Consider the following 11,641-nt stretch of genomic DNA (forward strand, 5'->3'; position numbering starts at 1 on the left):
TCGACTCTGGTCCAAGAACTCTGCCAGAATCTCTCCTGGACTCCCTACTTCGAACCTGTTTCTGAAAATCCTTATCTGGAAGATTTTTATAAAGACATGAAACAATGGGCCTATCACTCTCAGCTCTTTTTTCTCAGTGACAGGATGGCTATGCACAAAGAACTTCAGGAACAGCAGGGAAATGTGGTTCAGGACAGATCTATTTACGAAGATGCAGAAATTTTTGCCCGGAATCTTTATCGGCAAGAGTTGATAACAAAAAGAGATTTTGACACATACTGGAAGATGTACACCATTGCCGTATCCCTGCTGAAACCACCGGATTTGCTGGTTTATCTAAAGGCATCCGTACCGGCACTTGTAGAAAGAATATCCCTGCGGGGCAGAGACTTTGAATCGGTCATTCCCCGCTCTTATCTGGAGCAGCTGAACCAACTGTATGACGATTGGACCGAGTCATACAGTGACTCTTCAAAACTGATTCTGAATATAAATGAATTTGACATACTCCGGAGTAGAGATGATTTAACCGGCATAATCCAGGACATAAAGGAAAAACTTCTGAACGGCCAGGGAGAATTGTTTTAAGAAAAACCAACTTTTAGTTAAGTATTCAGCCTGAAATCCGAAAATAATATTAGAAGCACATTTTGTGTTCAACAGTTTCAATGTCTCCGAAAGGAGATATGCTATTTCAGGTCCGTAAGGTGCAACGTCCAGACTTACGGGCTTTTTTTTGCCCGTTTGATTTTTACGATCTTCTTTTTACATCACACCTAAGAAATCAAAGACAGTCGATATATTGCAAAGAAACCTTTTGCCGTCTAATATCATAAGCATGGCAAGACTATGGTTGCTTATCAGTTCAATGATTCTATTCCCCGTCCTTATAAGTTCCCAGGAAATAAGTCTTGAAGACATTAAGCATATTTATATGGCTGGGATTTCTTTTTCACAGAATTTCAAAACAGTGGATGAGATGACCGGGGCCCATTCTGAAGACCTGCACTACTCTCTGAATTCAGCCGGATTGAATTACAGCAGTTTTACAGGTGACCGTCTGGGGTTTTTCTCTGATGTAAACATACTGATGCCCTTCACATCAAGCTATGAATCTTCCAGTCCAGAGAGTAACAGAGGTTTTTCATTGGATTATATGGGGGGTATTGGATGGAATCTCAGGATCCAGAGAATTACATTTCTCCCTGCCGCAGGTTTTCATGGCGATTATACCTTTCTTTCCAAAGACCCTCTGGATGAAAATATGTCAAATCACTTGTTCTCCTTCGGATTAGGAGTCAATCTGAAGATGCTGTATAGGATAAAAGAGAAACATCATGTTTTCTGGGGAATCAGAGGCGGCCTGGACACCATCGAATTTACGAGTGCCTCCTATGATTCCAGAGTCATCAGATTGAAAACTAAATGGACCTATCTTCTTTCGGCCGGGTATGCCTTGTCATTATGAGATTCTTCCCTGATTCAGGTGATTCAGGAGTTAAGATACGCCTGATATAACACCTCAGAATCCATGTCGAATATAACAGATTCATCCTCCCAGGGAATCATATCCTGATCCTCCCACTGTATAGATTTCCTGAGAGAAATCCCCTCCATTGCCAGTATTTTGTCCTTCCAGTCCTGAGGAAAAACAACCGGGTGCCCCGGGATATTTCTATAAATGGGTCTGGTTACTCTATCCTTCTCCCATATCTTTGAAATCCTGAAAAAATGTTCCGGCACGATCAAAGGCATATCCATAGGAAAGATAAAGAAATCATCCTTCACATATTTCAGACCTGCCTGAATAGACCCCAGCATTCCACTGTTATAATCCCGGTTTTCCACAATACGGACATCAATATGGGGCGTGATAAGTTTCTTCAGGGAAGAGAATTGATAACCTCCGACAACAATGACTTCACGGCAGGCTTCGCGGGCTGTCATTACAGCTTTTTCAATGAGAAACAATCCTTCTTTGCTTAATAATTCAGCTTTCCAGCAGCCCATTCTGGAGGAGAGTCCTGCCGCAGGAATAATACAGACAGCATCAATTTTTTTCTTTTCAGTAAAAAGGACTTCACTGTTAGATTTTTCAGATTTCATAGCTTATATTATACACAAGGACATAATATATATGACATTAAAAGAAATTTGTGAGCATCTGATCCATGAGGATAACTATATTCTAACGAGCCATGAAGCACCTGATGGTGATGCGATCGGTTCCGAAATTGTGTTGTATAGCATACTAAAATATTTGAAAAAAAAAGTTATTATTCTGAATTCGGATGCCACAGAGCAGAAGTACGGTTATATGGATATTGATAATGTAATCCAGTTTATAACACCGGGAGACAAGCTCCCCCGGAATCTCTCAGAGAAGACACTGATTGTTATGGATACGGAACCGGATAACATAGGACATCTTTCAGGAGTCCTGAATGAGGCAATGTTCTCAGGCATTGTGTATGATACTGGTTCCTTCATATATCCCAAAACAACAGCAAAAACATTTGATATTGCACACAAATTGGTAAAAAACGGGGCCAGGCCGAATTTTGTTTACTCCCATCTTTATGAGAGTAAATCGACGGAGTCTCTGAAACTGAGAACCATGGTAGGATCAACCATGTCTCTCCATTTTAATGATCACGTAGCCTATCAATATATGGATAGGAAGACCCTCCTTGAGTCGGGTGCTAAATACGAAGAGTCCCAGGAAATCGTCAATATTCCTTTACAGTGTAATGAAGTGAGAGTCTCTATTTTCATTAAAGAAAATGCAGAAGGCCAGGCCCGTTGTTCCATCAGAACCAAAAACGAAATTGACTGCCTTCCCATCGTCTCCCATTTCCATGGAGGAGGACATCCCACGGCAGCCGGATTCAAATTGAAGACATCCGTAGAAGAAGTTCGCCGTGAGGTGCTTGAATTCTTTGCTTCCTTATTTACATAATAGCGACATGAAGAGTCGATATTTAATTCTACCCCTGTTATTTCTCCTTTTGATATCCTGCAGTGATAAAAATGAGGAAAATCTGAATAGGAATCCCCGGGTCATCAATCCCGTCATATACGAAGACAACAGTATCAGTGAATCAAACAAAGAGAATGCGATTGATGACATGTCCTATCTGGTCCCAATGATCGATTTGCCCCTTGATGAATATGCACAGAAAATTCAGGATATAAATCTGGACAACGATACAGAGGAAGAGCAGATAATTCTGACTCGTAAATCTGAAAATGAAGATTCTCACTTGAAACTCTATATAGCTGACTACAATAACGAAACCATGCGCTATCAGACAGCCCTTGAGCAGGACATCCTTGTAGACCATATGGAAGGACTCAGCATCCTTATTCAGGATATTACAGGAAATCAGCTGAATGAGGTTCTGATCACAGGTTTTGACATTGCAGGTCTCCATACCCTGGATGCATTCAGGATTCAAACACTGGGAGGAGCTGAAGGATTAAAATACAGGGAAATTATCTCTCTAGCCGTCAATGGCACCATTGATATAGAAACAGAAGAGAGGTCTCAGAATTATAAATCCGGACAGATGACATGGGAAAGCTTTCCTATCATCACTGAAGCCAGTGATGAAAGTGAAGACGATCTGGACCTGATTAAAACTGTATATAAATGGAATAGTACGGCATTTAAATATCAACAAGTTTCGGTATCCAAAATTCCTGGTGTTACTATCAGAGAAGAAAATCTTAAAAAACTGTACAGAGGAAATCTTGACGATTTCAAAGGCTTTTTAAGCGGCCCCTGGTTTAGAGTCAGTGACTTGAACCAGACAGAACAGCCTTTTATGCAGGAGATCCTTTATTTTCATCCAGAGGAATCTCAGGTTATATTTACGGTTGATGATGTACAGGAAATCTATGAGTGGAGTGATACTTACCGAACAATTTTCAAAGGAATTTATATTCAATCCGAGAATCAGCTCATCAAAAGCCTGAGACGTGATATTTATATCACCATAGAAGACATGGATTCCATCCGAGTCAAAATCCAGGGAACGACCGAATGGGGCGGATTCTATGAACCAGTCAGTATCTCTTTTCAACAGGGGTTGATACACAATGACATACTCAAACCTGCTGATGAAATGATGGAGCTCAGCGGTCTGTTTAAAAGCAGCCGCGGGATAGAAATGTATCTTGATTATCCCTTCTTTACCGAAAAAACGACTGACGGAAAAAGCAGAAAGGGAGTGCTTACATTTTATAATCTGTACGGTACGAATGTACTCCAGATGCGCTATCAAAAAGAAAACGGTAATCTTGAAAAACGATCCATCTACAAAGCAGATTTCAATGTTACCAGTGATAGTACAAGAATCATTAGAACCCTGACACTGGAGCCGGGTATGCTGACTGTCTCCGGATTCAACCAGGAACAGGGAGATAGTCTCCATTTTGAACAGATTGAAATCAAGGAATCCGGGGAATCCTGAACCACTTGATTCCCAGACTCTCTAATACCCTTTCTGTCTCAGAAATATTTGTGCTGATAATAATGACTTTATGAACATTTCCATCCCTCTCAATACGGCATTGTTCACCCCTGGATTCAATTTCCCTTTTCATTTGAAGGGCATTATCATAATCCTGGAAGGCACCTACCTGTACTAGAACCTTCTGAACCTCAGCATCCACAACCGGAACTGTTTCAAAGACTGATAGATCTTTCAAAAGGGATTGTGGATTCGGGAGAAGAGAAATGTGCTGCTTCTTTAAGAGAGCCCTTTCTATTGATTGAGGGAATTCGTCTATCAGAATTTGACGGTAGTTTTGAGCCTGATCTTCCTTCCCCCCTTGAGCGAGCTTCTGTTGAACCAGATACAGCCAGTCAGGCTCATTTAATAAAGCAGGAAATTCATTATGAACCTTATCCAGCCAGATCAGAATCTGTTCATCTTCAAGATTTCTCAAAGCCATTACATACTGGTTTTTTTTCTGTAAATCACTGAGAGAAGTTCCCAGACCCAGGTCTCTTAAAGATAGGACTTCGTCTTGAAATACAAGGCGGGTTAAAGCCGGACTATCTCTGCCGGGAAGATCATCTTGTGCCTCAAGCAGCAAATCGAGGTACTTCTTTTTTTTTTCCTGATCAGAAGTCAATTCAGCCAGGACAAGGGCGGTCTCAATAAGAACAAGTTTATCCTCTTTCAATAAAACCTTGTTCAGAGAATCTTCAACCAAAAGGAGATCATCCTTCAGGGATCCGGAAATCCGGAGTGTGTGAACCAGGATTCGCCCGAAACTGGCTGTCCCGGAATTTTTAGAATCATGAAGCCAGCGGACATAGTATTCCCTGGCATCATCAAACCGCCCCTCTCTCTCAAGATCCTGAGCCTTTGACAGATCATCAGCACAAAGGATAAGGGGTGAGAAGCAAAGGAGGAGGATGAATACAAATTTAAAGCGAATTCGAATTCTCTGAATCGGATTCTGAGTTGTTTTCAATTTTTCTTTTCAGCATCCTTTTAGTCTTTTTGTCCATTTTTTCAGGAACAAGAGAGTTATCTCTTTTCAACTGTTTCATCAGTTTCTTCTTTTTTAATCCACTCCCTATGACATAGGGAAGAACCGAGATGGCTCCCAGGATATACATTACAAAAAAACTGATAAAAATGGGAATATCCTTCAGTTTGGCTGACTCAGTAAACCAGAGATTGATATCTGAGCTGTTTCCCAGATTCAATCCAATGAATGTAAAAATACAAATGAGAATTAAAATATACCACACAAGCCTTAGAGGCATCACAATCTCCTTTAGGATGAAGTTAGAACTGATCGAATATATGCTTTTATTATACTCCAATCATTCTCTTTTGGTAGAACAATCCAACCACCTTTATAGAAAGATGCATCCTCAAGAGCCGTCGCCTGCTCTTCCGCCGTCAGTCTAAAAAGATTGGTATAACTAGCATACAGTATATTATCTGTATTCATGACATGCTGACCCGTAATTTTATAATCTTTATAGGACAGGAAGTACTTAACCATATCGGCAGAACTCAGATTTGACTGTACGTATTTCCCCGTGGTTCTGATCAAATCATAGATTGTATTCATATCGGTAATACTCATATTTCCGGCTATATCCTTAAGAGCTGCAATGACCTTCTGCTGCCTTACAGCCCTCTCAAAATCAGAGGAGGTATGACGGGAACGGGCAATTCGAAGAGCCGCGATGCCATCCAGGTGGTGTGTCCCGGCGGAATAGTATAGTGTAGACCAGCGTCCATTTTCCATGACTTTATACGTGGGATCGACCAGAGCTTCATCCAGACTGACATCTATCCCCCCGAGAATGTTGACGACATCGATAAAAGCATACATATCGATGGCGATATATTTTGTTATACTCAGTCCAGTCAGATCAGAAAGTTCTGAAGTAAGCCGCTGAGGACCATACTGCCTGTAGATCGAGTTGATTTTCCGACCGTTAAAATAAAGATCCCTGGGAATGCTCAGCATTTTAATCTGAGAATTCTCGCTATCGCAGTGCAGGAGAATCATGGTATCCGCATTATGTTCATGAGATCCGATTAGAAGGAAAGTTTCTGACCCCTGGGACGGAACAAATGTGTCTGCCGCGATATTCTCTGAGTTCATCTCTTCCAGCTGATAATTAAATGTCAGCTCATGACTCCCTGTGAAGGTCTTCAAAGACCGGACAGGAATATCATCTCCATCCATCAGATATATTTCACCGAATTCCTTCTGCAGAGCCAATGCTCCCCGACGAAGGGATTGATCATCCACAAAATCGTAATAGATATAGTCATTGTCTTCCCGGGGCTGGAGGACAGGATGAAAACCGAGGTCCGCCAGCCTTTGTTTGAATGCTGGATCCGCAAGGAGATCTTTGATCTCCTGCTCCACCAGATCATCGGTACGCTGAAAAGCCGTTCTTATATCATTATGGCTGATGTAATCCAGGAGACCTTGTTTCAGGGATTCAATATCCTTAAACTTGAGGTTCCCCATGGTAAAAAGACTCTCTTCCGTATCCGTTGTAATCCTTAAGAGCTCGGAATTGTCAATTCTTAAGACAGGAACACTGCGGTTTCTCCCTGAGAAAACACTGTCGGCCAGGCTTATATTGAACTCCCCCAGTTCTTCTCTCAGTTCCCGATCCCTATAGATTTGAAGTAATTCATTATTCAGCCTTTCAACATGATCATAAAGAACATCCATTTTTCCGCTTTCAATCTGCAGAAAAGCAATTGTCTCCCGGGATGTCAAAGTATTCCTGATTTCGGAATTTCCCAGTTGTGACTGTATGAAAAATCTTTTTTCATCTGCACTATACTCAAGGATAAAATAAGGGTCCTTTCCTTTCTCCAGAAATCCCTTAAGTCCGCTTGTTTTTCTGTATTTCAGCCCCAGTTGATTCAATTGTGAAATAAAATCCCCATCACCCAGCAAAGAACTGCAGACTCTCAACTGTTCCTGTTTGCTGTTATGCTCCTGTAAATAAGAGACCGCATCATAGGCTGCCAGCTCAAAAGTACCGGATTCAGGAATTTCTGATTCGTTTTCATTTTCTGCATCAAAAGAGAGAACCGGAAGATTCATATACATTCTGACTTGAATAGAGTTTTGCTTCAGTAATTCCTGAATATTCCTCAACTCCGCCAACTCCTCCTGATTCAGAAGCATCTGATTCTCATAATTGACAATTTTCCCGGTCCATCTTCTGTTCTGAATGAAGATTGTTAACACAAATGAGAAGAGTATCAGAGTCGAGATCAAGGTGATTAGTACTTTATGTTTCATAGTAATTAATTGTCGTCTCCGGTTTCAATAGTTTTAATTCTCTTTTAGGAAAGTCTGGCTTCTGCTGATTTTACAGTATTAAAAAGCAGCATTGTAATGGTCATTGGCCCTACTCCCCCGGGAACCGGGGTGATATAGGATGCTTTTTCACAGGCTTCATTAAAAGCGACGTCCCCCACGAGTCTGTAACCTCTCTTTTTACTGCTGTCTTCTACCCGGTTCACACCGACATCTATCACGACGGCTTCTGGTTTGATCATGTCTCCGGTTATCATTTCCGGCCGTCCGGCAGCAGCGATCAGAATGTCAGCTCTCAAAGTTTCTTCTTTGAGGTTCTGTGTTGCCGTGTGGCAGATCGTCACAGTGGCATTTCCCCAGGCCTGCTTTTGAAATAAAAGATTACTCAGTGGTTTTCCCACAATATTACTCCGTCCGACAATAACGACATTCTTGCCCTTGGGTGATATATGAGAGTATTCCAGCAATTTCAAGATTCCATGGGGTGTACAGGGAAGAAAAGTATCCTGTTCCAGGATCATTTTCCCCACACTCATGGGATGAAAGCCATCTACATCCTTGGAGGGATCGATGGCAACGATGATCTTCTGCTCGTTTATATGATTTGGTAAAGGTAATTGAACAAGAATTCCGTCAATTTCCCTATCCTGATTCAATTCATCAATAAGCTTTAGCAAAGAACTTTCACTGGTATCTTCCGGAAGTCTGATATCCCTGGAGTACATGCCCAGATCATGACAACTTTTCTCTTTTGCTGAAACATAGGATCTGCTGGCTGGATCATCACCGATCAGCACAACAGCCAATCCAGGGATGACTCCGGATTTGTTCATTTCAGCGACTCTGATTGCCAAATTTTCTCTCAGATTGGCTGCGACCTCTTTTCCATCTATAATTATAGCCATATTAATGATTTCTCCTTGTAGTAACCTCGTTGAAGCTTTGTTGTTACTATGATATTATCAAACAAATTTTGAGAATGAGGAATACAATTGAATAAAAAGCACCCCTTTGTCTCATCCCTGTATTTTCTATTTATGCTGATTTTTATATTTTTTTCAATGCCTGGGTATGCTGAAGAAACAGCTGAAGAGGAAAAGCCTGCCAAAACCAGAATTGAATATCATACACTCGGAGATCAGGTCTTTGGAATTAGCGCCGGCCTTTTCATTCCACTGTATTTTAACAATCCCAATCTGAGCTGGAGCGATTCGGATGCCTTCACCTCGACAAATCTGTCATTGGGCGGAACAGGAGCACTCTATTATGGAGCCTTTCTGAATAATAACATTCAGCTGGGCATGGAAATCGGGGCTATGTTTGCCGGAAGTCCCAATAGTCATAATTTTTATATGATCCCCATAACCTTCAGGGGAACCTATGAATTACAGTTCAAGAGCAATCTTTTTACTGTGCCCCTTTATATAGGTGCAGGTATCAATATGACCTCCTATCTGGAAAGCTTCAATGTTGAAATGATCCTCAAACCCGGAGCCGGTTTTTATTGGAACTTCAATTCCAATTGGGCCTTTGGAACCAATGTAACTTACTGGTGGGTTCCTCAGATTTATCCGGGAGAAAGGGAATTCAACAGACTGGGTAATTTCATGGATGTCTCCCTTTCGGCAGTCTATCACTTTTAAGAGGAATTAATGAAAAAACTATTATTCATCCCCCTGACTTTGATCCTTATATTAAGCTGTTCAGGAACGGCTATTTTTTATACTCTGGAAAATGAAGAGGAAATCAGGGACACAAACAACTTCAAACCTGACACACCTGTTAACAAGATACTGATCTATAAAGATGCAGCAGGAACCGAGACCTATATCACTCATGGAAAACAACTCTGGTACAGCACCGCTGGTACACAGCAGAATCCCTGGGCTGCTGTTTCAATACCCGATGGATTTTCCACTCATGTGGTTGTCAGCTCCATAGCGACCTTTGGTACGAGACTCTATGCGACACTCATAGACGATGATAGAGATTCAAAATCAGCACTGATGTATATGGATTCTGTCAGTGGCGTCCTCAATGAAGTGTTCAGTTACACCCGAAGAGACGGTCCGGGGAGCGATGATTATTTTTTTTATGATATGTCTCTTTTTTATACTGATGACGGATTATATATTTCACGGGTTAACCGATCCTGGAATACCGAGTCCAGTGACAGTTCCAGCATTGAAGACACCGAGTTATTCTATTTTCCCTCCGGTGATTATCCCTCGGCCAGCGGACTGGATGCTGCCCATCAGATAAGCCTGCCCGGGATGACTCTTCCTTTTCTGATCAAAGACATTGTGAGCACAGGTGCCGGTGGAGATACTTACCTGATCCTCAATGAAGCCGGCAGTAGTGCCGACTCCTATGCAGCGGGAAAGCTTTTTAAGGCCACCAATAGCCCATCCTCTTTTTCTGAAATATCCATGGATGACGCTTATTCCTACAACAGACTCTATTATTCTGAAAAATATTCTGCCCTTTTTATATCCACAAGAACAAAGTCCGATGTGCACCCAATATTGTATAGTCTCTCCGGTGGACCCTGGCTGAGTCTTCCTGGAAAAAGTGATGTTCAATTCAGTGGGTTTGCAGATATCTCGGATGTTCAAGACAAAACAATACTGGTGGGAACCAGAGGAGACGTCCAGGATGGCAGCTCGTCCTACTACAATGGGGACGGCTATTATGAGATCGATATGACTGATCCATCCAGCATCGCCATCCAGGGAAATACTTTTGCACTGGATACAAACTATAAGAGTACCGATCTGACGAATTCCACCATTATGGATATTCTTTACGATAAGGTAAGAAATAAAATATATACAAGCACCAGCTCCAACGGACTATGGATGAATAAATACTCTGAGAGTGATGATGCAAGGATCTGGTACATAGAATAATCCAACATGATAATTGATCAATAAAAAAAGCCTTCCCGAATTCTGGAAGGCTTTTTTTATTCGTCTGTCACGACAGATTGTCTTTGTCTATTTTTGATTATTTATAAAGTCGAAAATATGCTGCAGACCCGGTTCTTTATCTAAATACTGGTGCTGCTGTTCTTCTTTTGTCAGGCCTATCAGTTCATGGCTCATATAATGAATCCACATCTCGTCATCCACTTTTTCTATCTCATACTTATTGCAATAGAAATCCGGCTGGATTGGAAGGTGCTCCTTATACTTCACATCCTTATAATCATGGACGGCGACCTTCACATCGGACCGGGGAATCCCCTTCTCCAGAATTACCTCTACCAGATGATTCAAGGTCTTTCCTGAATCGAATATATCATCAATAAAAAGAACCTTGTCACCATGTCTCAGATGCTCAGGATTATAGGTCCAGCCGTCAATCATCACACGGTCCTGCTGATGTATGTCTGTATAAGATCGGGCAACAACAGCAGCGTAAAAAACAGGACGCTCACCATTCCGGACAATTTTAAAAAATTCACTGAATACATTTCCCATATAAGCCCCACCCCGGAGGGGGATATAGATCACATCGGGAATAAACCCGGTATTATAAACTTCATAAGCCAGTTTGAGAGCATTGTTTCGAATTTGGTCAAAAGGAATGAATACTTTGTTCATATAAGTCTCTCTTTAAATATTTTTAACCGGGATCAGTCTGATAAAAATCTGGTTTCTCAGGAAAAAGATTATACCAGATTATAGCATTATAAATCGAGTAGGCGGAAATCTATAGATTCCCGCCTCTCACACCACCGTACGTACCGTTCGGTATACGGCGGTTCAACCAAATAGACTATGGTACCTGCAATCAAGTACCACCCGATCAT

Annotated in this window: 12 protein-coding genes; 6 read left to right on the forward strand and 6 right to left on the reverse strand. The window is 41.5% G+C overall.

All coding sequences use genetic code 11. From position 1 onward, the window contains the following. Positions 1-588: deoxynucleoside kinase (locus tag PF479_RS09190; protein WP_298005299.1), on the forward strand; the 588-nt coding region annotated here is incomplete at its 5' end. A 346-nt stretch (positions 589-934) separates the two neighbouring features. After that, positions 935-1,468: a hypothetical protein gene (locus tag PF479_RS09195; protein WP_298005302.1), complete on the forward strand. Its 534-nt coding sequence runs from the start codon at positions 935-937 to the stop codon at positions 1,466-1,468. 23 nt (positions 1,469-1,491) lie between these two features. Here the strand turns inward: PF479_RS09195 and PF479_RS09200 are convergent, their stop codons facing one another. After that, positions 1,492-2,106, reverse strand: a complete 615-nt coding sequence (locus PF479_RS09200) for an NTP transferase domain-containing protein (protein ID WP_298005305.1) — start codon at positions 2,104-2,106, stop codon at positions 1,492-1,494. A gap of 31 nt (positions 2,107-2,137) precedes the next feature. Here PF479_RS09200 and PF479_RS09205 point away from each other — a divergent pair, with 31 nt between their 5' ends. Both PF479_RS09205 and PF479_RS09210 read left to right on the forward strand, forming a co-directional pair. Continuing rightward, complete coding sequence (locus tag PF479_RS09205) at positions 2,138-2,959, forward strand: DHHA1 domain-containing protein (RefSeq protein ID WP_298005307.1); 822 nt, start codon at positions 2,138-2,140, stop codon at positions 2,957-2,959. Positions 2,960-2,966: 7 nt separating this feature from the next. Then, positions 2,967-4,475 (forward strand): pallilysin-related adhesin, encoded by a 1,509-nt coding sequence (locus PF479_RS09210; RefSeq protein ID WP_298005310.1) that lies wholly within the window; start codon positions 2,967-2,969, stop codon positions 4,473-4,475. Here the strand turns inward: PF479_RS09210 and PF479_RS09215 are convergent. Genes PF479_RS09215 through folD form a run of 4 tightly spaced genes read right to left on the reverse strand, consistent with a single transcriptional unit; the run spans position 4,453 to position 8,732 of the window. Beyond that, positions 4,453-5,487: an SPOR domain-containing protein gene (locus tag PF479_RS09215; RefSeq protein WP_298005313.1), complete on the reverse strand. Its 1,035-nt coding sequence runs from the start codon at positions 5,485-5,487 to the stop codon at positions 4,453-4,455. The two genes, PF479_RS09210 and PF479_RS09215, sit on opposite strands and share 23 nt — an antisense overlap. Next, complete coding sequence (locus PF479_RS09220; RefSeq protein ID WP_298005316.1) at positions 5,441-5,785, reverse strand: hypothetical protein; 345 nt, start codon at positions 5,783-5,785, stop codon at positions 5,441-5,443. Before PF479_RS09220 ends, PF479_RS09215 begins: the two co-directional genes overlap by 47 nt. An 11-nt stretch (positions 5,786-5,796) precedes the next feature. Continuing rightward, on the reverse strand, positions 5,797-7,809 hold the full coding sequence (locus tag PF479_RS09225; protein ID WP_298005318.1) for an LCP family protein: 2,013 nt from the start codon (positions 7,807-7,809) through the stop codon (positions 5,797-5,799). 44 nt (positions 7,810-7,853) lie between these two features. Continuing rightward, positions 7,854-8,732 carry a bifunctional methylenetetrahydrofolate dehydrogenase/methenyltetrahydrofolate cyclohydrolase FolD gene (gene folD / locus PF479_RS09230; protein WP_298005321.1) on the reverse strand — a complete coding sequence of 293 codons (879 nt, stop codon included), beginning with the start codon at positions 8,730-8,732 and terminating at the stop codon, positions 7,854-7,856. Positions 8,733-8,819: 87 nt separating this feature from the next. Between folD and PF479_RS09235 the strand changes: the two genes are divergently transcribed. Together PF479_RS09235 and PF479_RS09240 are read left to right on the forward strand one after the other, a co-directional pair. Beyond that, a complete protein-coding gene (locus PF479_RS09235) occupies positions 8,820-9,470 on the forward strand; it encodes a hypothetical protein (RefSeq protein WP_298005324.1) in 651 nt (216 codons plus the stop codon). A 9-nt stretch (positions 9,471-9,479) separates the two neighbouring features. Next, on the forward strand, positions 9,480-10,736 hold the full coding sequence (locus PF479_RS09240) for a hypothetical protein (RefSeq protein WP_298005327.1): 1,257 nt from the start codon (positions 9,480-9,482) through the stop codon (positions 10,734-10,736). A gap of 87 nt (positions 10,737-10,823) precedes the next feature. Here PF479_RS09240 and PF479_RS09245 read toward each other — a convergent pair whose 3' ends face one another. Next, on the reverse strand, positions 10,824-11,432 hold the full coding sequence (locus tag PF479_RS09245) for a phosphoribosyltransferase (protein WP_298005332.1): 609 nt from the start codon (positions 11,430-11,432) through the stop codon (positions 10,824-10,826). Positions 11,433-11,641 lie beyond the last annotated feature (209 nt).

Origin of the sequence: Oceanispirochaeta sp. (assembly GCF_027859075.1) — a bacterium.
Lineage (GTDB): Bacteria > Spirochaetota > Spirochaetia > DSM-2461 > DSM-2461 > Oceanispirochaeta.